At 45.0% G+C, this 536-nt stretch carries 1 protein-coding gene; it reads right to left on the reverse strand.

Going from position 1 to position 536, the window contains the following annotated elements; all coding sequences use genetic code 11:
* Window positions 1–536, reverse strand: a 536-nt coding sequence (locus GMD1S_RS08910; protein ID WP_000618617.1) for an ATP-binding cassette domain-containing protein, incomplete at both ends; no start/stop codon positions are given.

The following is a 536-nucleotide window of genomic DNA, read 5'->3' on the forward strand; positions in this document are numbered from 1 at the left end:
AAAGGAATATCGTGCGAAATAAGGACAAAGGCATTCTCATAGTTTTGGAGATAACGCTTGAGCCAGTCAATGTGTTCAGCATCCAAGTAGTTGGTTGGCTCGTCAAGCAACAAAATATCTGGTTTTTCAAGGAGGAGTTTAGCCAAAAGCACCTTGGTTCTTTGTCCACCTGATAAGGCTGTTACATCTGTATCCATGCCATAGTCCATGACACCCAGAGCACGCGCTACTTCATCAATCTTAGCATCCAAAGTATAGAAGTCACGACTCTCCAAACGGTCTTGTAGTTCGCCAACTTCTTCCATGAGCGCGTCGATATCCGCTCCGTCTTCAGCCATTTCCATATAGAGGTCATTGATACGAGCTTCTGCTTTAAATAGCTCATCAAAGGCTGTACGCAAGACATCACGCACGGTTTGACCTTCCTTTAGTACAGCGTGCTGATCCAGATAGCCAGCAGTCACATATTTGGACCACTCCACCTTCCCTTCATCTGGTAACATCTTACCAGTCACGATGCTCATAAAGGTTGATTT

Source organism: Streptococcus sp. GMD1S (assembly GCF_000296875.1).
Lineage (GTDB): Bacteria > Bacillota > Bacilli > Lactobacillales > Streptococcaceae > Streptococcus.